Origin of the sequence: Curtobacterium sp. TXMA1, from assembly GCF_020162095.1 — a bacterium.
In the GTDB taxonomy this organism is placed as follows: Bacteria; Actinomycetota; Actinomycetes; order Actinomycetales; family Microbacteriaceae; genus Curtobacterium.
The window spans coordinates 12,847-36,032 of sequence record NZ_CP083910.1 but is presented as its reverse complement, the minus strand read 5'-3'; the positions used below and the strand labels follow the sequence as shown (position 1 = coordinate 36,032).

The window sequence follows — 23,186 nt, the reverse complement described above, 5'->3', positions numbered from 1 at the left end:
GCCCGTGGCGCGCCCGCACCGCGCCTCCCGTCCGACCCGTGTCCGGTCCGGGACCGTGGTCGCGTCGCCGGGACGGGCGTCAGTCGTCCGCGGCGGGGATGATCGACTCGAGCAGGCGGAGCACCCGCTCGCCGTCGACCGCGTCGGGGTCGAGCAGCCACTGCACCTGCAGGCCGTCGGACGCGGCGATGCCGAGACTCGCCAGGTCGACGGGATCGAGGTCCGCACGGATCCGACCGGCCGCCTGGTCCGCGGCGATCAGCTCGGCGAGGTCGGCGCGGAGTCGGCTGAACCGCTCGCGCATGAAGTCGCGGGTGGCCGGGTGCCCCTCCTGCACCGCGTCGGCGGCGAGGGTCGTGTAGAGCTGCACGAGTCCGGGGACCTCGCGGTTCCGCGAGGCGCTCTCCCGCATGTCACCGATCGCCGACCGCATGCGGTCCGGGGCGTCCTGCTCGCGGACCTCGTGCTCGCGGTAGACGGCGAGCAGCAGTTCGTCGCGGCTCGGGAAGTAGTGCCGCAGTGCCGCGTGGGTGATCCCGAGCGCGTCGGCGACCGACCGCAACGAGGACGCGTCGACGCCCTGCGCGGCGACCATGCGGATCATCTCGTCGAGGATCTGCGCACGGCGCTCGGCGCCCTTGCGGTACCCACCGCGTCGGGGCGGGGTCGCGCCGTCGTCGTCGACCTCGTGCGTCATCCCTCCAACTTACCGCTGGAAGGTTTTCGCGCCACCCCGCAGTGGCCGCGACGGACGTGGTCGCCGTCAGGAGTCGTTCGGCTCCGGGGCACCGTCGGGGTCGACCGTGTACTCGTCGACCGGCGCGGGCGTGCCGTCGGCGAGCGCGTCGGTGATCTGGGAGAGGCAGCGCGCGAGCACCTCGTTGTCCTCGCTCGACAGGTGGTCCATGACACCCACGACGGCCTCGTGGAACCGGGCGTACGACGAGTCGATCTTCTCGGCGGCCTGCACCGTCGGCTCGAGCACCTGGGCCCGACGGTCGGTGGGGTGCGGCACGCGGACGATGTCGCCCTTCGCCACGAGCCCGTCGACGATCTTCGTGACGGATGCGTTCGAGACGTTGAGCATGACGGCGAGGTCCTTCGGCCCCATCGCCCGTCCGTCCCGGTGCGCCTGCAGCATGTACCGCACGGTCAGGAACTCGTTCTTGGTCAGCCCGCTCTCCGCTCGGGCCTGTTCGAGCTGCTGCTCCTCGGCGTGCTGCAGCTTCAGGAGCGCGTCGACGGCGACCTTCGCAGCCTTCGACCGTGGCTCCCGGGCGTAGAGGTGGACGTGCTCGCGGCGGACGACGGTCAGGGGCATCGGCGGGTGGTGTCTCTCTGTCGGGCGGATCCGGTCGGAGCGGGTGGCTACGCGGTGGGCGCCGTGAAGAAGTCAGCGTACGACGGCTCGCTGCGCGACGACAGGAGTGAGGGGTCCTGGATGCGGCGCGACACGTAGGCGTCGATGACGGCCGGGTCGGTGAGCCCGACCCGTGTGTGGGTCGCGGAGAGCCGTGACGACCGTGGCATCCCGGTGTACGTGCTGTGCATGGGTGGTCCCGCCTTCCTGCGTCGCTGCCGTCCTGGTCGGACGAGGGAACTGTTTCACGACGCGAACGATCAGTGCAACGAACCTTTCGCGTTCTGTACGGTTCGCGCGGCACCCGACCGGGCGGGGCCAGGATGGGAACCATGGCCTACACCGCCGCGGACGACCGCTACGACTCCATGCCCTACCGCCGGACCGGCCGATCGGGCCTCGACCTGCCACTGCTCTCGCTGGGCTACTGGCACAACTTCGGCGACGACAAGCCGTTCGAGACGCAGCGGGCGATCAGTCGCCGGGCGTTCGACCTCGGCATCACCCACCACGACCTCGCCAACAACTACGGCCCGCCCTACGGCGCCGCCGAGGTGAACTTCGGCCGCCTCATGCGCGAGGACTTCCGCCCGTACCGCGACGAGATGGTGATCTCGACGAAGGCCGGGTGGGACATGTGGCCCGGGCCGTACGGGCAGGGCGGTGGGTCGCGGAAGTACGTCCTCGCCTCGCTCGACCAGTCGCTCGAGCGGATGGGTCTGGACTACGTCGACGTCTTCTACTCGCACCGCCTCGACGCCTCGACGCCGCTCGAGGAGACGATGGGTGCGCTCCACACCGCCGTGCAGCAGGGCAAGGCACTCTACGTCGGGATCTCGTCCTACGACGCCGAGCGCTCCCGGCAGGCCGTGGAGATCCTGCGCGACCTCGGTACGCCACTCCTCATCCACCAGCCCTCGTACTCGATGCTCAACCGCTGGATCGAGGACGAGGGGCTCCTCGACGCGGCCGGCGAGCTGGGCTTCGGCGTGATCGGCTTCACCGCGCTCGCACAGGGGCTGCTCACCGGGCGCTACCTGGACGGCGTGCCGGAGGACTCGCGCGCTGCCGCCGGCAAGTCCCTCGACGCCGGCACCCTGACGGACGAGGTCGTCGGACACCTGCGGGCGTTGGACGACATCGCGTCCGAGCGCGGCCAGAGCCTCGCGCAGCTCGCGCTCGCGTGGGCGCTGCGCGACGAGCGGGTGACCTCGCTCGTCATCGGGGCGTCGCGCGTCGAGCAGCTCGAGCAGAACGTCGCGGCGCTCGGCAACCTGTCCTTCACGGACGACGAGCTCCGTCGCATCGACGAGCACTCGGTCGGGGTGCTCGACGTCGACCTGTGGTCGGGCGCCCGCTCCGGTCAGGTGAGCTGACCCCGGACCCCTTCGCGAAACGCAACGTGGGCGAGTGCTCGCAGCGGTAGAACCCTGCGAACGGCCGCCCACGTTGCGTCTTGCGGAAACCCGCGGGCCGTCCTGCCCTCCGGACGGACAGGAGAGGACGGTCAGGCCAGGCCGAGCCGCTCGTCGAGCAGCGACAGGAGCCGCTCGCGGAACGGCACCGACGACCAGCCGTGGTCCGCGCCGTCGACGACCGTCAGCCGCGCTCCGGGCAGCAGCTCGGCGTAGCGGCGACCGTACGACACCGGCACGATCGCGTCCTCGGTGCCGTGCACGACGTCGGCGGGACCGGTGTAGCCGGACACCGGACCGTAGACGTCGAGCCCGTCCTGGACGTCGGCGATGAACGCGCCGCCGAGGGGCATCCCGCCGAAGTCGAACCACCCGCGCTCCCGGACCGGGACGAGCGGCTGCCCCTGGATCTCGTCGTGCTTCGTGATGTCGTCCACGACGACCCCGGCGGGCGACCACAGCGTGAGCGTCCGGACGTGCGAGGGCTCCCGCGCCGCGGCGAGCGCCGACTCCACCGCACCGAGGCTGTGCGCGACGACGTGCACGCCCTGCCCACGGTCGGCAGCGTGGATCATCGCGACGACCTGCTCGACCTCGTCGCGGATCGTGATGTCCGCGAACTCCCCGTCGCTGACGCCCTGGCCCAGTCGGTCGTGGCTGCGGACGACGGCCCCGCGCGCGACCAGGTGTCGTGCGGTCTGCACGAAGAGCTGGTGCCCGCCGAGCGCGCTGTCGCTGAAGCCGTGCACGAGCAGCACGACGGGAGCGTCGTCGGCGGCGCCGTCCTGCGGCTCCCACTGCCAGCCGCGGACCGTGCGGCCCTCGTGGTCGAGCGTGATCGGCGTCGTGCGGGGATCGACGCCCCGCAGCGGCACGGTGGCCATCAGTTCGTCCGGTCCGCCCAGCCGGCCGGCAGGTCGCCGGGGGCGGTGTCGATCACGGACTCGTCGTCCTCGCCGACGTGCTCGAACAGGGTGATGTGCGCGAACTCGGGGACGACGTAGATCGGGTAGGTCGGGCCCTCGTCGCGGAAGCGCTGCATCTCGTCCAGGTGGTCGTTCTGGAAGAGGACGGTCTTCGACCCGTCGAGCTCGATCCACCGCGGGAAGAAGATCGTGCCGTGCAGGACGCGCTGCTCGGGGATGACGTTGACGACGACGCTGGTGCCGGTCGGCTCGTTCCACGACACCTTGTAGACGCCAGCGGCCAGGGCGACGAGGTCGACCGTCTGGTCCTTCACCCAGCGGCCGCCGACGTGACCGGTGTGGATGCGGTAGTCGATGGTCGTCGCGTTCTTGACGTACATCTCGTACTGCCAGCCGTTGGCGTAGGTGTAGACGAACCGGTGGCCGACGATGCCGGTGAGGTCCTGGGGCGGTTCGGGGTGTTCGACGGACGTCTGCGTGCTCATGCGTTCGAGTTTGCTCCCGAACTGGTTTTGTTGCAAACAGTCCTCGCTGCTAGGTTGCCGTGTGTGCAGGGTACGGACGGGTCGGACGGCACGACACAGGTCGCGCGCAGGCTGAGCGACCGCATCGGACCGTTCCGCCGCGCCCTGCTCCGGACGTCGCGCGAGGTCGCCGACCTGCCGGACATCCCCGACGCACAGGTCGAGGTGATGCGCGCACTCGCGGCGGGGACGACCACACCCTCCACCCTCGCCGGCCGCCTCGGACTCGCCCGCTCGACGGTGAGCAACCTCGTGTCGGCGATGGAGTCCGCCGGACTCGTCGAGCGGCGCCTCGCCGCCGGTGACGGTCGTCGGACCGAGCTCCGCCTGACATCCCTGGCCGAGGAGCGACTCGCGGCGTACGACGAGGCGTCGACCACAGTGCTCGTCGAGGCACTCGGACGGCTCGCTCCCGAGGACCGTGCTGCGCTGGCCGGCGCACTCCCGGCGCTCGAGCACCTGCACCGCGAGATCACGCACCGCGCGGACCACTGACTGCTGATCGCCGTCGATCCCCGCGTTCTCAGCTGGTTCTGAGCGCTCTTTTGGCACTCCCGAGGGGAGAGTGCTAGAACGAGTGGCAGTTGAGTCGAGGGGACTCAACGAAGACCACGAAGGAGTTGATCTCGATGACGATGCAGTTCGACCCGTTCCGCGAGCTCGACCGACTCGCCGGCTCCCTGCTCGGGGCCGGGGCCGGTGCTCCCCGCTCCATGCCGATGGACCTGTACCGCACGGGTGACCACTACGTCCTCGACGTCGACCTGCCGGGCGTCGACCCCGGTTCGGTCGACGTGGACGTCGACGGTTCCGTGCTGACCATCCGCGCGGAGCGCACGCTCGGCGCTCCGGAGGGCTCCCAGTGGCTCACCCGCGAGCGCCAGCCGGGCACGTTCGTCCGGCAGCTCACACTCGGTGACCACCTGGACACGGCACGCATCAGCGCCGCCTACGACAACGGCGTGCTGAGCGTCACGATCCCGGTCAAGGAGTCCGCGAAGCCGCGCAGGATCGACGTCACCACCGGCGGCGGTGCGCAGCACCTCGCGGTCGGCAGCGGTTCCGCCGAGTAGTCCGGAGGGCGCCGGTGACGACAGTCCTCAACGCACTCCTCGCCGTGGTGGTCGTGACCGCGGCCCTCGTCGCCACGAGCCTCGACCGCCGCACCGCCGCCCTGTTGGGCGCCGGCGGCAGCACCGTGGGCAGCTTCCTCACCTGGGTGCTCGCCCCACGGGCGTGGACCGACGTGGCGATCGTGCCCTGGGTCGCCGCCGTGGCCGGGACGGTCGCGTGCATCGCGCTCTGGAGCGCGGTGCGCCTGTACTCCGGCATCTTCGAGCCGATGCGCGCGCCGCACGACGACGACACGGCCGCGCTGGCGACGGTCGGCGCGGACAGGTGACGACCTGACCACCTGGCGGACGGGAGGCCCGGTGCCAGCCGGCACCGGGCCTCCCGTCTGCCGTCGCGTCCCGTCACCGACACACGACCGGCGCGACCGTCACTCCTTGTTGAGCGTGTCCTGCACCAGGCCGGCGGTCTTCTCGACCACGTTCGGCAGCTCCGTGGTGCCGTAGAGCCGGACGTCCGGGTGCGTGGGCGGCGGCATCGGCACCGACGTCGTCGGTCCGTCGTGGTACGAGTACTCGCCCTTGCCGTCGAACGACGGGCCGCTCGCCCACGGACCGTCCGCGGCCGCCTTGCCGTCGGAGAAGTTGAGGTACTGGTAGTTGACCTCCTGGTTCTCCTTCGACTGCGGGAAGTTGCTGGGCACGGGGAACCCTTCGACGCCCTTCTCCCGGAGTTCCGCCGCGGCGGTCGCCCACATGTTCTGGTGCATGGTGTCGCGGGCGATCAGGAACGAGAGCAGGTCCCGCACGCCGTGGTCGTCGGTCATGTGGTACAGCCGGGCCGCCTGGACACGCCCCTGCATCTCGGCGTTCTCGTTTGCCGTGAAGTCCGCGAGCAGGTTGCCGGAGGCGGTGATGTAGGAGCCCTGCCACGGGTTCCCGTTGCTGTCGACGGGACGGGCACCCGCCCCCGCGACGATCGCGTGCTGCACGTCGGTGCCGCCGACGATCGCCGCGACGGTCGGGTCGTCCTGGAGCGCATCCTCGGTGATGCCGAGCGGGCTCTTCTCGAGCAGCTGCGCGATCATCGTCGCGAGCATCTCGACGTGGCCCATCTCCTCGGCGCCGATGCCGAACACCATGTCGCGGTACTTGCCCGGGATGTGCATGTTCCAGGCCTGGAACTGGTACTGCAGCGCGACGGAGATCTCGCCGTACTGACCGCCGAGCACCTCCTGCAACTTGCGCGCGTACACCGCGTCCGGCTTGTCGGGGGTGGCCTTGAACTGGAGCTCTTGCTTGTGGAAGTACAACTCGTTCTCCTGTCTCGCTGGTGGTGGTCGGTGGTCGGTCAGAGGATCGGTGTGCCGCCGGTCACCGCGACACGGGCGCCGGACACGTAGCTGCCGTCGTCGCTGGCGAGCAGCACGTAGACGGGTGCCAGCTCCGCCGGCTGCCCCGGGCGGCCGAGGGGCGACTGCTTGCCGAACTGCTCGACCTCCTCCGGGGGCATGGTCGAGGGGATGAGCGGCGTCCAGATCGGGCCGGGGGCGACGCTGTTGACGCGGATGCCGCGCTCCCCGAGCAGCTGCGCGAGTGCGGCCGACAGGTTCGCGACGCCCGCCTTCGTGACGTCGTACGGGGCGAGGTCCGGCTTCGGGTTGTCGGAGTTCACCGAGCTGGAACCGATGATCGACGATCCCGGGCCGAGGTGCGGCAGCGCCGCCTTCACCAGGTGGAAGTAGGCGCTGAGGTTCGTGGCGAGGGTGTGGTCCCACTCCTCGTCGCTGATCTCCTCGATGGTCTCGTGGGTCATCTGGTACGCGGCGTTGTTCACGAGGACGTCCAGGCCGCCGAGTTCCTCGACCGCCGTGGCGATGACCTGTCGGCAGTATGCGGGGTCGCTGACGTCGCCGGGGAGCAGCACGGCCTTCCGGCCCGCCCCCTCGACCCAGCGCTTCGTGTCCTGCGCGTCGTCCTCCTCCTGCGGGAGGTAGCTGATGAGCACGTCCGCTCCCTCGCGGGCGAACGCGATCGCGACGGCCTTGCCGATGCCGCTGTCACCACCGGTGATCACGGCCCGCTTGCCGGTGAGCTTGCCGGATCCGCGGTACGACTGCTCGCCGTGGTCCGCCGTCGGCGTCAGGTCCTGGTCGCTGCCCGGGGGGCTGCTGCTGGTCGGTCATGTGACTCCCTGTCGTCGCAGTGCGCGGTCGGACCGCTCGCGGCCGGTCCGCTCACGACGGTCGGCGTCGGTGACTGAGCGCACGTCCGGGGTGGACGGATCACGCGGTCGGGCTGACCGGATCACGCGGACGGGGCGTGCCGAGCGGCCTAGCGTGTGCGTCATGGACCTCGAACTGCGTGACCGTGTCGCCCTCGTCGTCGGCGGACGGGGGACCATCGGCTCCGCCGTCGCCGAGACCCTTCGGCGCGAGGGCGCCCGGGTCGTCGTCGCCTCGCGGAGCGCCGTCGGCGACGACGCCGTGGCGATGGACACCGCGTCGCAGGAGTCGGTCGACGCCGCGGTCGCCCGGGTGCTCGACCAGCACGGACGCATCGACGTGCTCGTCGTCACCGCGGCCCCGGCTGCGGGCACGCTCGACCCCGACCGCGCGTCCGACCCCGAGCAGGTCGCCGCCGCGATCGACGGCAAGGCCCTCGGCTTCCTCCGGGTCGCGAACGCCGTGCTCCCGGTGCAGCGCGAGGCGCGCCGGGGTCGCGTGGTGGTCGTGAGCGGGCAGAACGCGTACCTGTCCGGCAACGTGACGACCTCGCTGCGGAACGCGGCGACGAGCATCATCGCCGGGAACCTCGCCGACCAGTACGCGGGCACAGGCGTCGCCGTGAACGTCGTCAACCCCGGCCGGGTCACGGACGAGCCGTCCGCCGCGGTGCAGCCCGGCACCGGCGGCGAGTCCAGCCCGCAGCAGATCGCCGACCTCGTGGCGTTCCTGTCGTCCCCGCGCTCGGTCGTGAGCGGCGAGTCGGTGTCGATCGCACACAAGGTGCTGGGACAACTGACGATCTGACGGGTTCGTCCTGCAGGACGACCCCGTTCGTCCCGCCGGACGATGCCCGACGACGGGGTCACCCGTCAGGCTCGGTGGCATGGAGAGCTCGACCAAGCACGTGATCGCCACCCTCGCCACCTGCGCCGCGATCGTCGTCGTCACCGCGGTGGCCCTCGTCGCGATGTCCCCGATGCCGTGACCACCCGTCGTGCGATGATCGAACCGTGACGGACCGGCGGACGTTCATCCGGCCCGTGCGGGGCCGGTCGATCGTCGTCGACCTCGTCCTGGCCGGGTGCGCGGCGCTGCTGTTCGCCGCGCCGATCGACCTCGAACTCGAACACGCCAGCCCCCTCGCCGTCGCGGTCGCCTGCGTCGCGATCGCCCTCCGGCGCACCTCCCCGAGCTCGGCGATGGTCGCCACCGTCGCGCTCGGCCTCGTGCAGGTGGCGGGCGGCGAACGGCCGTCGCTGGTCGACCTCGCCATCGCCGTCGTCATCGGCACCGTCGCCGTCGTCGGGACGCGGTTCGAGGCGGTGCTCGCCGGCCTGCTCGCCGTGGTGGCGGGAGCCTCAGCGTCGATGTACCTCTCCACCACCGGTTACCGGTACGCCCTGCTGCTGAACGGGCCGCGCGACCAGGTCGTGCTCGTGCTCGTCGCGCCCGCGCTCGTGCTGCTCTCCGTCTGGGCCGCCGGGCTCGCCGGACGGGCCGTCCGGTCGCAGAACGCCGAGGCCGTCCGCCGAGCCGACGCCGAGGCGGCGGCCAGCCGGGCGGAGGCCGTGGCCAACCGCGCCGAGGCCGTCGCCACGCGCGCAGTCGACGAGGCCGAGGCCGAACGCATCCGCGCCGACATCGCCCGCGACGTGCACGACGTCGTCGGCCACTCGCTCGCGGTCATCATCGCGCAGGCGGATTCGGTCCCCTTCCTCGACGACGAGGCCCGCATCCGCGAGGTCAGCGCCACCATCGCCAGCACCGCCCGCAGCTCCCTGGTCGAGGTGCGGCAGGTGCTCGGGCACATCGACGGCTCGGACACCGCGAACGACCCGACCTCCTTCGAGGAGATCGTCCGCGGCATCCGCGACGCGGGGGTCGACGTGGAGCACGCCGTCCGCGGGGTCGCCCGGCCGCTCGGCGCGGTGCACGGCACCGCTGCCCGCCGGGTCCTGCAGGAGATGCTCACGAACGCGCTCCGGCACGGGGCACCCGGCGGCGCCGTCGAGGTCCGGGAGACCTGGCGGTCTGCCGACCTCGTGCTCGAGGTCGAGAACGCCGTCCCGTCGAGGGCACTGCCCGTCGGTGCAGGCCTCGGGCTCGAGGAGCTCGCCGCAGCGGCGACCGGCGCCGTGCCCACCCGGGCTCCGGTGACCGGCGAGCAGCCGACGGTCTCGTCGACCCGGGGCTCGGGACGGGGCCTCACCGGCATGCAGACCCGACTCACCACGATCGGCGGGTCCTTCGACGCCGCCGTGCTGGACGCCGTGTTCGTCGCGCGCGCCCGCATCCCGTTCGACGTCCGAGGGGGGACCACTCGATGACCGACCCGATCCGCATCCTGCTCGTCGACGACCAGGCACTCTTCCGCGCGGGACTGCGCGTGGTGCTCGACGCGCAGTCCGACATGCAGGTGGTCGGCGAGGCGTCCGACGGCGCCGAGGCCCTCGACCGCGTCCGCGACCTCCGCCCCGACGTCGTGCTCCTGGACATGCGGATGGCGGGGATGGACGGCGTCGAGACCGTTCGTCACCTGTTCTCCGGCACGTTCCCGGGGCCGCTCCCCCGCGTGGTGGTGCTGACGACGTTCGGCCTCGACCCCGCGGCCGCAACGGCGATCCGGCTCGGCGCCAGCGGCTTCCTGCTCAAGGACACCACGCCGCCCTTCCTGTTCGCGGCCGTCCGCGCCGTGCACGAGGGCAGCTCCGTGATCGCACCGAACGACCTGTCGCAGCTGTTCGGTACCGACGTCGACCGTGCGCCCGCCCCGCAGCCCGAGGCGTTCCAGGCCCTGACCGACCGGGAGCGCATCGTGTTCGGCTGGGCGTCGCGCGGGCTGTCGAACGCGGAGATCGCGGCGAAGGAGTTCGTGACCGAGTCGACCGTCAAGACGCAGATCTCGAGCATCCTCGGCAAGCTCGCCCTCCGGGACCGGGTGCAGCTCGTCGTGTACGCGCACGACCACGGTCTGGCGGGCGCCCGCGAGGCGTAGGCCGACGTGCGCGCCGGTTGCGTCGCGTGCGCCGACTGCGGGACGGCCCGGAGGCGCGTGGCGGCGGTGATCCGCGCCTCCCGGCCGACACGGGGCTGGCTCCGGCGCGCGGCGGCGGCGACCAGTGTCTGCCGGCCGGCCCGCAACCACTCGACGGTGGGAACGCGAGAAGGCCCCCGGATTCCTCCGGAGGCCTTCTCTCACCTGGTGCGCGAGGGGGGACTTGAACCCCCACGCCGTTTCCAGCACACGGACCTGAACCGTGCGCGTCTACCAATTCCGCCACTCGCGCCAGCCCGGCAACACTAGCACGCGTCGGAGGGTGCCCGTGACCACGCACAGACGGGCAGGAGCGCCACCCACTACCATGCAGTGGTCCCTGACCGACGAACACGGAGACACATGGGCCTCTTGGACAGCTTCGAGCGAGGGTTGGAGCGCGCCGTCAACGGTGCCTTCGCGAAGACCTTCCGCTCCGGCGTGCAGCCCGTCGAGATCTCCAGCGCCCTGCGGCGGGAGCTCGACACGAAGGCCGCCGTGGTCTCGCGTGAGCGGATCCTCGTCCCCAACGAGTTCACGGTGCGCCTCGCCCCGCCGGACCACACGCGCATGGCGGACATCGGTCGACCGCTCATCGACGAGCTGTCGCAGATGGTGCAGCAGCACGCCGTGGCGCAGAACTACTCGTTCTCCGGGCCGGTCTCGATCACCCTGCAGCAGGACGGCACGCTGTCCACCGGGATCCTGCAGATCGACTCCTCGACGGTCCAGCGGGACGTGGCCTGGGTGGCCGTGCTCGACATCGGGTCGCAGCGCCACCGGCTGCACCGCGGGCGCACGGTCATCGGGCGCGGCACCGACGCGGACATCACCGTCGCCGACACCGGGACGAGCCGGAAGCACGTCGAGGTCATCTGGGACGGCAAGCACGCCCAGGCCAACGACCTCGGGTCCACGAACGGGTCGAAGCTGAACGGCGAGCGCTTCCAGCAGGCGATCGTCGAGCCGGACTCCACCATCGAGATCGGTCGTACCCGTATGGTGTTCCGGGTGATCCCGGAGAACGACGGAGGTGCACGATGACCACGGGCCTGACCCTGCTCGTCCTGCGCTTCGCCTTCCTCGCGGTGCTGTGGCTGTTCGTGTTCGTCATCGTCTTCGCGCTGCGGAGCGACCTGTTCGGCCAGCGCGTCCGCACCATCCCGACCGACCCGAAGGCCGGAGCGTCGTCACCGACGACCCCGGCCGTCCCCGCGGCCGCTGCTCCCGCCGCAGCCGCACCGGGTGCCTTCACCGAGCTGATCGGCCAGCCGTCGGGACCGACGCAGCAGCAGGCCGGCGCCGTGCAGCAACCCGTCGCGACGCGCCTCGTCATCACCGAGGGCTCACGCGAGGGCATGGAGATGCCCCTCGGGGGTGGTCCGATCACGATCGGTCGCTCCAGCGAGTCGAACGTCGTCATCCGCGACGACTACACCTCGACGCACCACGCCCGCCTCGACCTCCGCGGCGAGGGCTGGGTCCTGTCCGACCTCGAGTCCACGAACGGCACCTTCGTCAACGGTCAGAAGGTGACCGGACCCGTCACCGTCGCGGAACGGACGCCGATCACGATCGGGACGACGACGTTCGAGCTGCGGCGGTAGCCGGGACATGACGGCTCGCACGCTGAGCGCCGCTGTGTCCCACGTGGGGCGCATCCGTGCCAACAACCAGGACTCCGGCTACGCCGGCACCCACCTGTTCGCGGTCGCGGACGGCATGGGCGGGCACGCCGGTGGTGACGTCGCCTCGGCCATCGCCATCCGACGCATCCGCGAGGTCGACCGCGAGTTCCCGTCGGCGCACGACGCCGAGTTCGCCCTGCAGTCCGCGCTCATCGCCGCGAACCAGCTCATCACCGAGACGGTCTTCGAGCACCAGGAGCTCACCGGCATGGGCACCACGGTGTCCGCGCTCATCCGGGTCGGCGAGCAGATCGCGATCGCCCACATCGGCGACTCGCGCATCTACCGCATGCGCGACGGCGAACTGCAGCAGATCACCTCGGACCACACCTTCGTGCAGCGCCTCGTCGACAGCGGACGCATCACGCCCGAAGAGGCAGCGGTGCACCCCCGGCGCTCCGTGCTCATGCGCGTGCTCGGCGACGTCGACGCCGCGCCCGAGGTCGACACCGCCGTCATGGACATCCGGACGGGTGACCGATGGCTCCTGTGCTCGGACGGTCTGTCGTCGTACCTGGCCGAGGAACGGATCCGGCACGCGCTGGCCTCCAACATGGACGCCAACCAGGTGACGCAGCGCCTGGTCAAGGAGACCCTCGACCACGGAGCTCCCGACAACGTGACCGTCGTCGTGATGGACGTCACCGACACGGAACCCGAGGACGACGACGCAGCAGCGACCACCGTCGGTTCCGCCGCAGCCCCGCTGACCTTCGAGGCGTCGACCGGCCGCAAGCCGATCCGCCTCCCCACGATCCTGCTCCACCCGCTCAAGGTGAGCTCCGTGCCCGAGGACTCCCACTTCGAGCCGGAGTCCGACCAGTACTTCGCCGAGCTGATCGCCGAGGACCGCCGGCGCCGCATCCGGCGCCGCGTGGCGTGGTCGATCGCGCTCGTCGTCGCCGTCGCGGCGCTGGTCGGCGCGGTGTTCCTGGGCTGGCGGATCACCCAGGCCCACTACTACGTCGGCACCGACCGCGGCACCGTCGCCATCTACCAGGGCGTGCAGCAGTCGATCGGCCCGATCGCACTGTCGGACGTCTACGAGGACACCGACATCGCGGTCTCCTCGCTGCCGGACTACACCCGCGAGAACGTCCGGTCGACGATCAACGCCACGTCCCTGTCGGACGCACGCGACATCGTGGACCGGCTGCGGAAGGCCGCCGAGACGGGTCAGGACCAGGCGGGCACGGGCGGCGACACCGGCTCGTCGCCGTCGCCCACCCCGAGCGGATCGGCATCGCCGACGGACGACGCCTCGCCGTCCGACAGCCCGGGAGCCACCTGATGAGCACCGCGACCGCGCAGTCCTTCACGCAGGCGATCACGATCAAGCTGCGTGAGCCGGCCCGTGCCCGCAACCTCGAGCTGGTGCTCCTCGTCATCGCGTGCGGCATCTGTGCCGGCGCGATGGTGCTCGTGCAGCTCGGTACCAAGGGCCGGATCTTCGACACCGGGGTGCTCTGGGTCGGTGGCGGGATCCTCGGGCTCGCACTCGTCATGCACGTCGTGCTCCGGGTCGTCGCGAAGCACGCCGACCCGTTCGTGCTGCCGATCGCGCTGGTGCTGAACGGCATCGGCATCGCCGAGATCTACCGCATCGACGTGCACAACGGCCTGACCGGCTGGGACGCCATCGGGGTCAAGCAGATCGTCTGGACGATGCTCGCGATGGTCCTGGCGACCATCACCGTCGTCGTGGTCCGCAACCACCGCTTCCTGCAGCGCTACCGCTACATCTTCATGTTCGCGACCATCGCGCTGCTGCTCCTGCCGATGCTGCCCGGCATCGGGGAGAACATCGGCGGCGCCCGGGTGTGGATCCGCATCGGTCCGTTCTCGTTCCAGCCCGGCGAGCTCGCGAAGATCACCATGGCGCTGTTCTTCGCCGGGTACCTCGTCACCGCGAGGGACTCCCTGTCGATCGTCGGCAAGAAGTTCGCGGGCATGACGTTCCCGCGCGCCCGCGACCTCGGCCCGATCCTGGTGATGTGGGCGTCGGCGATGGCCGTCCTCGTCTTCCAGCGCGACCTCGGCACCGCGCTGCTGTACTTCGGCCTGTTCCTCGTGATGATCTACGTCGCGACCGCCCGGCTCGGCTGGGTCGTCATCGGCCTCGGGCTGTTCATCGGCGGTGCCCTCGTCGCGCAGTCGGTGCTGGTCTACGTGCGCGGGCGCTTCGAGCAGTGGCTCGACCCGTTCAACCAGGAGATCTTCGACCGCCAGACGCAGGGCAGCTACCAGCTCGTGCAGGGTCTGTTCGGCTTCGCGAACGGTGGGATCACCGGTACCGGTCTCGGCCAGGGTCGCCCCTACATCACGCCCGTCGCCAACGCGGACTACATCGTCGCGTCGCTCGGCGAGGAACTCGGCCTGATCGGCGTCTTCGCGATCCTCGCCCTGTTCATCGTCCTGGCGTCCCGGGGCCTCCGAGTTGCCTTCATGGCGCAGGACGACTTCGGCAAGCTGCTCGGCGTCGGCTTCGGCTTCATCATCGCGCTGCAGGTCTTCGTCGTCGTCGGCGGCATCACCCGGATCATCCCCGTGACCGGCCTGACGACACCCTTCATGGCCGCCGGTGGGTCGTCGCTCATCGCGAACTGGATCATCGCGGCGATGCTGCTGCGACTGACCGACTCGATCCCCGCCGAACAGCGCGTCCAGCAGGGCGCGGTGCCCGCCGCCCGCGGCCGTTCCGGACGCGGCGCGACGACCAGGAAGGAGCGCTCCCGGTGAACCGACAGCTCCGCGGCGTCTCGACCGTCATCGTGCTCATGTTCGTCGCGCTCTTCGTGTCGACGACGTCCATCCAGTTCTTCGCGGCCGACTCCCTGCGGGCCGACTCGCGGAACTCCCGCACGATCCTCGACAGCTACTCGACCAAGCGCGGCGCCATCCTCGTCGACGGCAGCCCGATCGCCGAGTCCACCCCGTCGGACGACCAGTACCAGTACCAGCGCAAGTACACCAACGGTGCGCTGTACTCCGCCGTGACCGGCTACTTCACGATCGGCCAGGGCAACACCGGCATCGAGAGCGCCGAGAACGCCGTGCTCTCCGGCAACTCCGACGCGTCGTTCTTCCAGAACCTCAACGCGATCCTCACCGGCCAGGACGTCCAGGGCGACAACGTCAACCTGACCATCGACCCCGCCGTGCAGCAGGCCGCGTACGACGCCCTCGGCGAGAACAGCGGCGCCGTCGTCGCGATCCAGCCGTCGACCGGCAAGATCCTCGCGATGGTGTCGAAGCCGGCCTACGACCCGAACGCGCTGACGTCGCACGACACCGCGCAGGTGAAGCAGCAGTACGACGCCCTGCTCCAGCAGACCCCGACCCCGCTGCAGAACCGCGCGATCGGCGGCGACCTGTACACGCCGGGCTCGGTCTTCAAGCTCGTCGTCGCGTCCGCCGCGCTGAAGGACGGCAAGTACACGCTCGACTCCGAGTTCCCGAACCCCTCCCGCCTGCAGCTCCCGGGGACGAGCACGTACATCAGCAACGCCGAGGGCGGCTCCTGCGGTGGTGGCGAGACCGTGCAGCTCCGCACGGCGATCCAGTACTCGTGCAACATCCCGTTCGCCGAACTCGGTCAGAAGCTCGGCTACGACACGATCAAGTCCGTGGCGGACGAGTACGGGTTCGGCGACGCCATCGAGGTGCCGATGCGCGCGACCGCGAGCCAGTACCCCGAGGTGGACTCGACCGCGCAGCTCATGCTGAGCGCCTTCGGCCAGGCCAGCGTGCGGGTGTCGCCGCTGCAGATGGCGATGGTGTCCGCGGGGATCGCGAACGGCGGGAAGGTCATGCAGCCGTCACTCGTCGACTCGATCACGACGAGCGACCTGAAGACCGTCGAGTCGTTCTCGCCGAAGCAGTACAGCGACCCGCTGTCCGGCTCCGAGGCCGCCGACCTGACCGAGGCGATGCAGAGCGTCGTCAGCGGCGGGACCGGCACCAATGCCAAGATCGACGGAGTCGACGTCGCGGGCAAGACGGGCACGGCGGAAGGCGGTACGGGCGACCCGTACACGCTGTGGTTCACGGGGTTCGCCCCGGCGAAGGACCCGGAGGTGGCCGTTGCGGTCGTCGTCGGGAACGGTGGCGGACTCGGGCAGTCCGGCGTCGGCAACACGGTCGCGGCTCCGGTCGCGAAGAAGGTCATGGAGGCGGTGCTGAACAAATGAGACCCACCAGCGGACTCACTTTCGGTGGGCGGTACCAGCTCTCCTCCCGTGTCGCGATCGGCGGCATGGGCGAGGTGTGGCAGGCGACCGACCTCGTCATCGGCCGGACCGTCGCACTCAAGATCCTGAAGGACGAGTACCTCGGTGACCCGGGCTTCCTGGAGCGCTTCCGCGCAGAGGCCCGGCACGCCGCGCTCGTCAACCACGAGGGCATCGCCAACGTCTTCGACTACGGGGAAGAGGACGGCAGCGCCTACCTCGTCATGGAGCTCGTCCCGGGCGAGGCGCTGTCCACCATGATCGAACGGGAGCACACGCTGCCCGTCGACAAGGTGCTCGACATCGTCGCCCAGACCGCGAACGCCCTGCAGGCCGCACACGCCGTCGGCCTGGTGCACCGCGACATCAAGCCGGGCAACCTGCTCATCACGCCCGACGGCCGCGTGAAGATCACCGACTTCGGCATCGCGCGCATCGCCGACCAGGTCCCGCTCACCGCGACCGGCCAGGTGATGGGCACCGTCCAGTACCTGTCCCCGGAGCAGGCGAGCGGCCACCCGGCCTCGCCGTCGACCGACATCTACTCGCTCGGCATCGTCGCGTACGAGTGCCTGGCCGGGCGTCGACCGTTCACCGGCGAGTCCCAGGTCGCCATCGCGATGGCGCACATCAACGAACAGCCGCCCGCGCTGCCCGGCGACGTGCCCGAGCCCGTGTCGGCGCTCGTGCTGTCCTGCATCGCGAAGAAGCCCGCGGACCGTCCGGCGACCGCGGCGAACCTCGCTCGTGCGGCGCAGGCGCTGCGGCGCGGGGACGTCGCCGCCGCGACCGTCGCCGTCCCCGCTGTCGGTGGCGCAGGTACCGTCGCGTTCAACCCGCCGCAGCGCCCCGGGGACGACGCGGCGACCGCGCTGATCGGGACGCAGGCCGGTGCGGTCGCGGGCCCGCCCGGCACCCCGCGGTCGCCGGCGGCCCCGGAGGACGACGAGCCGAAGAAGAAGCGCGCCTGGATCTGGTGGCTCGTCGGCGTGCTCGCGGTGCTCCTGATCGGCGGCGTCATCGCGGCGTTCGCACTCGGCGGCGGCTCGGACGAGCCGACGCCGGCACCGACGTCCTCGTCGCCGGCGCCGACCCGGTCCACGCCGACGCCGACCCCCACGACGACCCGGGTCTTCCTGAACAAGAGCGACTACGTGGGCCGGAACGCCGACGAGGTCCGGGGCGAGCTCGAGGGCCGCGGCTTCGAGGTCACCGTGCAGGACGGCAGCCCCGCACCCACGGCGCAGCAGGCCGAGACGGTCGCGGACATCACGCCGACCGGCAGCGTGGTCGAGGGGACGCTCGTCACGATCACCCAGTACACGACCCCGCCGACGGCCAACAAGCCGAACACCCCGAACGCCGGAACGGTCTCGGAGTCCGGCCAGGTCACCTTCAGCTGGTCCGCCGCGACCTGCCCGGACGGGTACACGGTGTCGAAGTACAGCTGGACCGTCTCGGGCGGCAAGGACGCCTCGGGGGCGACCTCGGGTGACACCAGCTCGACGGCCGTCACGATCCAGGCGGACGCCGTGGGTGCCCCGGTCTCGTTCTCCTACACGGTCACGTGCGGCTCGCTCGCCGCCTCCGAGGCCTCCGACGCGGCGACCGCGACGTGGGAGCAGGCCACGCCGACGCCGACGGAGACGCCGTCGGCCACGCCGACCCGGGCTCCCTAGCAGGACCGATCGCCACCCGAACGGGGGCTGTCGACACCGTTGTGTAACGGTTCGTCGGCAGCCCCCGTCGTCAGCGTTCGGGCAGGAACCCCTGCCGTACACTTGCCCGGACGGACATTCGGAGGAGTACGTGCCAGAAGGTGTGACCGCGGGGATCACGCTCCTCGCCAACCGCTACGAGATCGGTGAAGCCATCGGTCGCGGGGGCATGGCGACGGTGCACGTGGGGACCGACACGCGACTCGGTCGCAAGGTCGCGGTGAAGCTCCTCAAGCCGAGCCTCGCGACGGACCCGACGTTCCGGATCCGCTTCCGGCAGGAGGCCCAGGCCGCCGCCCGCATGGCGCACCCGACGATCGTGCGTGTCTACGACGCGGGCGAGGAGACGGTCACCGAAGCCTCCGGCGCCCAGGTCCAGGTGCCCTACATCGTCATGGAGCACGTCGACGGTCGTGCCCTGTCCGACGTGCTCGACGACGGCCCGCTCGACCCGGCAGAGGCCGTCCGCATCACCGAGGGGATCCTCACCGCCCTCGAGTACTCGCACCGCGCCGGCGTCGTGCACCGCGACATCAAGCCCGCGAACGTCATGGTGACGCACGGTGGCCAGGTCAAGGTCATGGACTTCGGCATCGCCCGGGCCATCACCGACACGTCCGCCACCGTCGCGCAGACGACGTCGATCCTCGGTACCGCGTCGTACTTCTCCCCGGAGCAGGCCCGCGGTGAGACCGTCGACGCACGGACCGACCTGTACTCCACGGGCGTGCTGCTCTTCGAGCTCCTGACCGGCCGCCCGCCCTTCGTCGGTGACTCGCCGGTCGCCGTGGCCTACCAGCACGTCAGCGAGCAGCCGGCCGCGCCGTCGACGCTCGCCCCCGAGGTGTCCCCGGCGCTCGACGCCGTCACGCTGCACGCCCTGGTCAAGGACCGCACGCGCCGCTTCCAGACCGCGGCGGACTTCCGGACCGACCTGCAGCAGGCCGCTGCCGGGAAGGTCCCGGTGTCCACGCGGACGCTGCAGCAGGACGCCGCGCACGACGCGTCGACGATGCTCTTCGGGGTCAACCCCCGCACCACCTCGAACCCCGCGGTCGCGTTCCGTGAGCTCGACGACGACGCTGCCGACCACCGCCCCCAGCGCACGCAGAACCGCCCGCCGGTCGCGTGGATCTGGCTCGGCATCATCCTGACCGCCGCTGTGATCGCGGGCGTCGTGTTCTTCGTCGCGAACCTGCAGCCGGGCAAGGCTCCGGTGTCGTCGTCGGTGTCCGTGCCGAACGTCGTCGGTGCCACGTGGGACTCGGCGCGCACCGAACTCGAGAAGCGCGAGCTCAGTGCCGTCGAGGTCGGTGAGAACTCCGACGACGTCGCGAAGGACACGGTGATCCGGACCGAACCGGGGTCCGGCACGAACGTGGCGCGCAAGCAGAGCATCAGGGTCGTCGTGTCGCTCGGGCCGGAGCAGGTCGCCGTGCCGGACGTCGCGAACCAGACGCAGGACGCTGCCGAACAGTCCCTGAAGGACGCCGGCTTCGCGGTGGGCGCGATCAACAGCGGCTACTCGAACGACGTACCCGAGGGCACGGTGATCAGCACCGATCCCGGGAGCGCGACGCAGTTGACGAAGGGTTCCGTCGTGAACCTGACGGTCTCCAACGGCAAGGTGCAGCTGCCGGACGTCACGCAGCAGCCGATCAGCGCCGCCAACGAGGCGCTGGCGAACCTCGGGCTCGACGTGGTCGCGTCCCCGACGTACACGTGCACCGGGAGCATCGTCGTGCAGCAGAGCGCGCCGAAGGGTGACGTCGCGCAGGGCAGCACGATCACGCTGACCTACTGCGCGGCCTCGGCGCAGCGTCCGTCGCAGGCGCCGTCCGCGCCGGCTGCTCCGGCTGCTCCGGCCCAGGGTGGCGGCACCGGGAGCGTCGGCAACGGGGACAGCGGGCAGTAGCCCGGTCCGCAACGGCGGCGGTCCTCGGTCCGCGGGCCCGTCTCCGTCCACCGGCCTGGAGGCACGCGGCACGATCCGCCCCGCCGGTCGCGTCGAGGGACGGAACGTCCCGAACGACGGGCAGCATCCGGAGACGGGCAGCGTCGGCCGGACCGTGCTGGCGGCAGGGCGCCGGTCAGCGCCGGCAGCGTCCGGTGCGGGGCGGTACACGCCCGCCCGGCAGCGTCAGGAACGGTGTTCGGCGATCAGCGGGTTGAGCGCCGCCGCCCGCTCGGCAGCACCGACCAGACCCGTGGTCTCGAGCCAGTTGCCGACCATCCGGTACCCGCCCTCGGTCAGGACGGACTCGGGGTGGAACTGCACGCCGTACACGGGGTGGTCGCGGTGCTCGACGCCCATGATCACGCCGCCGCCGGTCCGCGCCGTCACGGTCAGCTCGTCCGGCACCGTGCCGTCGACGATCGCGAGGGAGTGGTACCGCGTGGCCGTGAACGGGTGCGGGACGCCCGTGAAGAGCACGCTGTCGTCGTGGTCGACCTGCGACGTCTTGCCGTGCATGAGCTCCTCGGCGTGGGTCACCGTCGCGCCGAGCGCCTCGGCGATGGCCTGGTGCCCCAGGCAGACCCCGAGCAGTGGGGTCTCAGCGTCGATCGCGGCCCTGACGGTGGGGATCGAGACGCCCGCATCCGCCGGAGTACCCGGCCCCGGGGACAGCAGCACACCGTCGTAGTCGGCGATGCGTTCGGCGATCTCGGCCTCGGGGAATGCGTCGTTGCGCACGACGTCGGTGTCCGCACCGAGCTGCTGGAGGTAACCGTTGAGCGTGTAGACGAAGCTGTCGTAGTTGTCGACGACGAGGATCTTGGTCATGGTCGGATCACCGTACTCGTGGGGGATGTGCGCGGGCTGCTGAGGGTCTTCCCACAGACGTGGTCACGGTAGGATACCGGCCATGGCCAAGGACAAGGACCGCACCAAGCCCGCCCGGAGGACCCGAGCCGACTCGGTCGACACGGCGGGCGACCAGCCCAACCCCGTGTGGTTCAAGCCGGTCATGTTCGGCTTCATGCTGATCGGACTCGCCTGGGTGATCGTCTTCTACATCTCGAACACGACGCTGCCGGTGCCGTCGCTCGGCTCGTGGAACATCCTGATCGGCTTCGGGATCATGTTCATCGGGTTCCTCATGACCACCCGGTGGCGGTAGCCGCCACACCGCACTTCCGACGCCCGTCGTACCAACAGGTACGGCGGGCGTCGTCGTTCGTCGGGGGCACCCCTGCGCAGCGCTCTCCACAAGCTGAGTACGGTCAGTCGTCGTTCCTCCACACCGGACCGCCGGTTCTCCACAGTTGTCCACACTTTCCACACGGTCATCCACACCCGCATCCCCGAGTTGTCCACAGGCCCGTCCACAGTGGGGATAATCACACGCGTGTAACTCACCGAGTTGTCCCCAGTTGTGGAGAACACCCGCATCCGCTGTGGAGAGCACCGTCCGTGCACGCAGAACGCCCCGCCGCTCGCAGAGGAGTGACGGGGCGTTCGTGTCGGTTCGAGCGTCGATCAACCGATCGCGTAGCCACCGATGCTGATGTACGCGGCACCGATACCGGCCACGAGCAGCACGGCCTCGGCGACCAGCAAGCCGATCTGCAACCCGCGCTGTCGGACGTTCCGGGTCTTCGAGAAGACGAACCCGGTGATGAACCCGAGGACGATGCCGCCGACGTGGGCCTGCCACGAGATGTTCGTTCCGGGCAGGAACCCGACGACCAGGTTGAGTCCCATGATCACGAGCAGCTGCACGGCGTTGTAGCCGAGGCTGCGCTGGATCACGAAGAACGCCGCGAAGAGGCCGAAGATCGCTCCGGAGGCACCGACGACCGGGGTTCCTGGTGTCAACAGGGAGACCGCGAGGTCACCGCCGAGGCCCGCGAGCAAGTACAGCGCGACGAACCGCCACGTCCCGAGCAGGTTCTCGAGGATCCGCCCGAAGATGAACACCGCGAGCATGTTGAACCCGATGTGGAAGATCGACGAGTGCACGAAGAGCCCGGTGACGAGGCGCCACGGCTGCGTCCCGACCAGCGGCGTCCAGTAGCTCAGCCACTGGTTGACGACGCCACCGGACAGCAGGTTCAGCAGCCAGACGACGACCGACACGGCGATGATCACCGTGGTCGCCTTCTGGTCCATCATCGCGAACCGACGCCGTGCGACCGTCAGGCCGCCCGGTGCCCCCGAGGCACGACGGTTCGCCTGGAACTGCGCACGCTGCTCACGCACGCACTCCGGGCAGTGCACGCCGACGGCCGCCGGCGTCTGGCACTCGGTGCAGATGGTCCGTCCGCACCGCTGGCAGAGGATGAAGCTCTGCCGGTCCGGGTGCCGGTAGCAGTAGTTGTCCCGCCCCGAGGCCTGGTCGGTCACCGGGTTCAGACGTCCTCGACGTCGATGCTCTCGATGACGACGTCGTCGAGCGGCTTGTCACGGCCGTCCGTCGGCACGCCCTCGATGGCGTCGACCACGGCGCGCGACTCGTCGTCAGCGACCTCGCCGAAGATGGTGTGCTTGCCCTGCAGCCAGGGAGTGGCCACGGTGGTGATGAAGAACTGGGAGCCGTTGGTGCCGCGGCCACCCTGGATGCCGGCGTTCGCCATCGCGAAGATGTACGGCTTCTGGAAGGTGAGCTCCGGGTGGATCTCGTCGTCGAACCGGTAGCCCGGGCCGCCGATGCCCTGACCGAGCGGGTCGCCGCCCTGGATCATGAAGTCCTTGATGATGCGGTGGAAGACGACACCGTCGTAGAGCTTGTCGGTCGAGACCTTGCCCGTACCGGGGTGCGTCCACTCCTGCTTGCCGGTCGCGAGGTCGACGAAGTTCTTGACGGTCTTCGGAGCGTGGTTGCCGAACAGGTTGACGCGGATGTCGCCCTTGTTCGTGTGGATCGTTGCGACAGCGGTGTGCAGAGACATGTTCCGATTCTCGCATGTACTCCTGACGGTGAGACGGATCACACAGCCGACGATCCGTGACCTGTCAGGGTGCTCGGTGGCAGGATGGGGTCACGCCGATC

General features: G+C 70.5%; 25 protein-coding genes and 1 tRNA gene. 15 read left to right on the top strand and 11 right to left on the bottom strand.

What is annotated here, in order from left to right; all coding sequences use genetic code 11:
- Window positions 1–79: 79 nt before the first annotated feature.
- The 3 genes from LCG91_RS00185 to LCG91_RS00175 form a co-directional block, all read right to left on the bottom strand.
- Entirely contained in the window at window positions 80–697 is a 618-nt protein-coding gene (locus tag LCG91_RS00185) for a TetR/AcrR family transcriptional regulator (RefSeq protein WP_058728310.1), read from the bottom strand.
- Window positions 698–763: 66 nt separating this feature from the next.
- A complete protein-coding gene (locus tag LCG91_RS00180) occupies window positions 764–1,321 on the bottom strand; it encodes a MarR family winged helix-turn-helix transcriptional regulator (RefSeq protein ID WP_058728311.1) in 558 nt (185 codons plus the stop codon).
- A 47-nt stretch (window positions 1,322–1,368) separates the two neighbouring features.
- Window positions 1,369–1,551, bottom strand: coding sequence for a hypothetical protein (locus tag LCG91_RS00175; RefSeq protein WP_058728312.1), 183 nt, complete (start codon window positions 1,549–1,551; stop codon window positions 1,369–1,371).
- 141 nt (window positions 1,552–1,692) lie between these two features.
- Between LCG91_RS00175 and mgrA the strand changes: the two genes are divergently transcribed.
- Window positions 1,693–2,736, top strand: a complete 1,044-nt coding sequence (mgrA, locus tag LCG91_RS00170; RefSeq protein ID WP_058728313.1) for an L-glyceraldehyde 3-phosphate reductase — start codon at window positions 1,693–1,695, stop codon at window positions 2,734–2,736.
- A gap of 131 nt (window positions 2,737–2,867) precedes the next feature.
- Here the strand turns inward: mgrA and LCG91_RS00165 are convergent, their stop codons facing one another.
- Together LCG91_RS00165 and LCG91_RS00160 are read right to left on the bottom strand one after the other, a co-directional pair.
- Complete coding sequence (locus tag LCG91_RS00165) at window positions 2,868–3,659, bottom strand: alpha/beta hydrolase (RefSeq protein WP_224442063.1); 792 nt, start codon at window positions 3,657–3,659, stop codon at window positions 2,868–2,870.
- Window positions 3,659–4,186, bottom strand: a complete 528-nt coding sequence (locus LCG91_RS00160; protein WP_058728315.1) for a phenolic acid decarboxylase — start codon at window positions 4,184–4,186, stop codon at window positions 3,659–3,661. Before LCG91_RS00160 ends, LCG91_RS00165 begins: the two co-directional genes overlap by 1 nt.
- Window positions 4,187–4,249: 63 nt before the next feature.
- Between LCG91_RS00160 and LCG91_RS00155 the strand changes: the two genes are divergently transcribed.
- From LCG91_RS00155 to LCG91_RS00145, 3 genes are all read left to right on the top strand, one after another.
- Window positions 4,250–4,720, top strand: a complete 471-nt coding sequence (locus tag LCG91_RS00155) for a MarR family winged helix-turn-helix transcriptional regulator (RefSeq protein ID WP_224442062.1) — start codon at window positions 4,250–4,252, stop codon at window positions 4,718–4,720.
- A gap of 134 nt (window positions 4,721–4,854) precedes the next feature.
- Complete coding sequence (locus LCG91_RS00150; RefSeq protein WP_058728361.1) at window positions 4,855–5,298, top strand: Hsp20/alpha crystallin family protein; 444 nt, start codon at window positions 4,855–4,857, stop codon at window positions 5,296–5,298.
- Between the two features lie 14 nt (window positions 5,299–5,312).
- A complete protein-coding gene (locus LCG91_RS00145) occupies window positions 5,313–5,627 on the top strand; it encodes a hypothetical protein (protein ID WP_224442061.1) in 315 nt (104 codons plus the stop codon).
- Window positions 5,628–5,726: 99 nt separating this feature from the next.
- On the opposite strand, the gene LCG91_RS00140 is transcribed toward LCG91_RS00145, so the two are convergent.
- Together LCG91_RS00140 and LCG91_RS00135 are read right to left on the bottom strand one after the other, a co-directional pair.
- Complete coding sequence (locus LCG91_RS00140) at window positions 5,727–6,608, bottom strand: manganese catalase family protein (protein WP_058728317.1); 882 nt, start codon at window positions 6,606–6,608, stop codon at window positions 5,727–5,729.
- A gap of 38 nt (window positions 6,609–6,646) precedes the next feature.
- Complete coding sequence (locus LCG91_RS00135; RefSeq protein WP_224442060.1) at window positions 6,647–7,372, bottom strand: SDR family oxidoreductase; 726 nt, start codon at window positions 7,370–7,372, stop codon at window positions 6,647–6,649.
- A gap of 271 nt (window positions 7,373–7,643) precedes the next feature.
- Here LCG91_RS00135 and LCG91_RS00130 point away from each other — a divergent pair, with 271 nt between their 5' ends.
- From LCG91_RS00130 to LCG91_RS00120, 3 genes are all read left to right on the top strand, one after another.
- Window positions 7,644–8,327: an SDR family oxidoreductase gene (locus LCG91_RS00130; RefSeq protein WP_224442059.1), complete on the top strand. Its 684-nt coding sequence runs from the start codon at window positions 7,644–7,646 to the stop codon at window positions 8,325–8,327.
- A gap of 206 nt (window positions 8,328–8,533) precedes the next feature.
- Window positions 8,534–9,850, top strand: a complete 1,317-nt coding sequence (locus LCG91_RS00125; RefSeq protein WP_058728320.1) for a sensor histidine kinase — start codon at window positions 8,534–8,536, stop codon at window positions 9,848–9,850.
- Window positions 9,847–10,518 (top strand): response regulator, encoded by a 672-nt coding sequence (locus LCG91_RS00120; protein ID WP_058748792.1) that lies wholly within the window; start codon window positions 9,847–9,849, stop codon window positions 10,516–10,518. Before LCG91_RS00125 ends, LCG91_RS00120 begins: the two co-directional genes overlap by 4 nt.
- A gap of 205 nt (window positions 10,519–10,723) precedes the next feature.
- On the opposite strand, the gene LCG91_RS00115 is transcribed toward LCG91_RS00120, so the two are convergent.
- Window positions 10,724–10,810, bottom strand: a tRNA-Leu gene (locus LCG91_RS00115).
- Between the two features lie 110 nt (window positions 10,811–10,920).
- Between LCG91_RS00115 and LCG91_RS00110 the strand changes: the two genes are divergently transcribed.
- The 7 genes from LCG91_RS00110 to pknB all read left to right on the top strand — a co-directional run bounded on the left by LCG91_RS00110 (window position 10,921) and on the right by pknB (window position 20,107).
- Complete coding sequence (locus LCG91_RS00110; RefSeq protein WP_058728322.1) at window positions 10,921–11,601, top strand: FhaA domain-containing protein; 681 nt, start codon at window positions 10,921–10,923, stop codon at window positions 11,599–11,601.
- Entirely contained in the window at window positions 11,598–12,164 is a 567-nt protein-coding gene (locus LCG91_RS00105) for an FHA domain-containing protein (RefSeq protein ID WP_058748791.1), read from the top strand. Before LCG91_RS00110 ends, LCG91_RS00105 begins: the two co-directional genes overlap by 4 nt.
- Window positions 12,165–12,171: 7 nt before the next feature.
- A complete protein-coding gene (locus LCG91_RS00100; protein ID WP_058728324.1) occupies window positions 12,172–13,536 on the top strand; it encodes a Stp1/IreP family PP2C-type Ser/Thr phosphatase in 1,365 nt (454 codons plus the stop codon).
- Window positions 13,536–14,984, top strand: a complete 1,449-nt coding sequence (locus LCG91_RS00095; protein WP_058728325.1) for an FtsW/RodA/SpoVE family cell cycle protein — start codon at window positions 13,536–13,538, stop codon at window positions 14,982–14,984. Before LCG91_RS00100 ends, LCG91_RS00095 begins: the two co-directional genes overlap by 1 nt.
- Window positions 14,981–16,435: a peptidoglycan D,D-transpeptidase FtsI family protein gene (locus LCG91_RS00090; RefSeq protein WP_224442058.1), complete on the top strand. Its 1,455-nt coding sequence runs from the start codon at window positions 14,981–14,983 to the stop codon at window positions 16,433–16,435. The genes LCG91_RS00095 and LCG91_RS00090 overlap by 4 nt, the downstream gene beginning before the upstream one ends.
- Window positions 16,432–18,153, top strand: a complete 1,722-nt coding sequence (locus LCG91_RS00085; protein WP_224442057.1) for a protein kinase domain-containing protein — start codon at window positions 16,432–16,434, stop codon at window positions 18,151–18,153. Before LCG91_RS00090 ends, LCG91_RS00085 begins: the two co-directional genes overlap by 4 nt.
- Window positions 18,154–18,283: 130 nt before the next feature.
- Window positions 18,284–20,107, top strand: a complete 1,824-nt coding sequence (gene pknB, locus LCG91_RS00080) for a Stk1 family PASTA domain-containing Ser/Thr kinase (protein ID WP_224442056.1) — start codon at window positions 18,284–18,286, stop codon at window positions 20,105–20,107.
- 225 nt (window positions 20,108–20,332) lie between these two features.
- Here pknB and LCG91_RS00075 read toward each other — a convergent pair whose 3' ends face one another.
- Window positions 20,333–20,977 carry an anthranilate synthase component II gene (locus tag LCG91_RS00075; RefSeq protein WP_058748789.1) on the bottom strand — a complete coding sequence of 215 codons (645 nt, stop codon included), beginning with the start codon at window positions 20,975–20,977 and terminating at the stop codon, window positions 20,333–20,335.
- Between the two features lie 82 nt (window positions 20,978–21,059).
- Here LCG91_RS00075 and LCG91_RS00070 point away from each other — a divergent pair, with 82 nt between their 5' ends.
- Window positions 21,060–21,314 carry a cell division protein CrgA gene (locus LCG91_RS00070; RefSeq protein WP_022907010.1) on the top strand — a complete coding sequence of 85 codons (255 nt, stop codon included), beginning with the start codon at window positions 21,060–21,062 and terminating at the stop codon, window positions 21,312–21,314.
- Window positions 21,315–21,673: 359 nt separating this feature from the next.
- Here the strand turns inward: LCG91_RS00070 and LCG91_RS00065 are convergent, their stop codons facing one another.
- Window positions 21,674–22,540, bottom strand: coding sequence for a rhomboid family intramembrane serine protease (locus LCG91_RS00065; protein WP_058728329.1), 867 nt, complete (start codon window positions 22,538–22,540; stop codon window positions 21,674–21,676).
- A 5-nt stretch (window positions 22,541–22,545) separates the two neighbouring features.
- The gene (locus tag LCG91_RS00060; protein WP_058728330.1) at window positions 22,546–23,085 is read right to left on the bottom strand and encodes a peptidylprolyl isomerase; all 540 of its coding nucleotides are present in this window, start codon (window positions 23,083–23,085) and stop codon (window positions 22,546–22,548) included.
- Window positions 23,086–23,186 lie beyond the last annotated feature (101 nt).

What these genes read in the sequence shown, in the direction of transcription:
- LCG91_RS00185 (WP_058728310.1), bottom strand. Translation starts at nt 697, where the DNA reads ATGACGCACGAGGTCGACGACGACGGCGCGACCCCGCCCCGACGCGGT.
- LCG91_RS00180 (WP_058728311.1), bottom strand. Translation starts at nt 1,321, where the DNA reads ATGCCCCTGACCGTCGTCCGCCGCGAGCACGTCCACCTCTACGCCCGG.
- LCG91_RS00110 (WP_058728322.1), top strand. Translation starts at nt 10,921, where the DNA reads ATGGGCCTCTTGGACAGCTTCGAGCGAGGGTTGGAGCGCGCCGTCAAC.
- mgrA (WP_058728313.1), top strand. Translation starts at nt 1,693, where the DNA reads ATGGCCTACACCGCCGCGGACGACCGCTACGACTCCATGCCCTACCGC.
- LCG91_RS00175 (WP_058728312.1), bottom strand. Translation starts at nt 1,551, where the DNA reads ATGCACAGCACGTACACCGGGATGCCACGGTCGTCACGGCTCTCCGCG.
- LCG91_RS00085 (WP_224442057.1), top strand. Translation starts at nt 16,432, where the DNA reads ATGAGACCCACCAGCGGACTCACTTTCGGTGGGCGGTACCAGCTCTCC.
- LCG91_RS00150 (WP_058728361.1), top strand. Translation starts at nt 4,855, where the DNA reads ATGACGATGCAGTTCGACCCGTTCCGCGAGCTCGACCGACTCGCCGGC.
- LCG91_RS00130 (WP_224442059.1), top strand. Translation starts at nt 7,644, where the DNA reads ATGGACCTCGAACTGCGTGACCGTGTCGCCCTCGTCGTCGGCGGACGG.
- LCG91_RS00100 (WP_058728324.1), top strand. Translation starts at nt 12,172, where the DNA reads ATGACGGCTCGCACGCTGAGCGCCGCTGTGTCCCACGTGGGGCGCATC.
- LCG91_RS00165 (WP_224442063.1), bottom strand. Translation starts at nt 3,659, where the DNA reads ATGGCCACCGTGCCGCTGCGGGGCGTCGATCCCCGCACGACGCCGATC.
- LCG91_RS00075 (WP_058748789.1), bottom strand. Translation starts at nt 20,977, where the DNA reads ATGACCAAGATCCTCGTCGTCGACAACTACGACAGCTTCGTCTACACG.
- LCG91_RS00060 (WP_058728330.1), bottom strand. Translation starts at nt 23,085, where the DNA reads ATGTCTCTGCACACCGCTGTCGCAACGATCCACACGAACAAGGGCGAC.
- LCG91_RS00095 (WP_058728325.1), top strand. Translation starts at nt 13,536, where the DNA reads ATGAGCACCGCGACCGCGCAGTCCTTCACGCAGGCGATCACGATCAAG.
- LCG91_RS00070 (WP_022907010.1), top strand. Translation starts at nt 21,060, where the DNA reads ATGGCCAAGGACAAGGACCGCACCAAGCCCGCCCGGAGGACCCGAGCC.
- LCG91_RS00105 (WP_058748791.1), top strand. Translation starts at nt 11,598, where the DNA reads ATGACCACGGGCCTGACCCTGCTCGTCCTGCGCTTCGCCTTCCTCGCG.
- LCG91_RS00120 (WP_058748792.1), top strand. Translation starts at nt 9,847, where the DNA reads ATGACCGACCCGATCCGCATCCTGCTCGTCGACGACCAGGCACTCTTC.
- LCG91_RS00160 (WP_058728315.1), bottom strand. Translation starts at nt 4,186, where the DNA reads ATGAGCACGCAGACGTCCGTCGAACACCCCGAACCGCCCCAGGACCTC.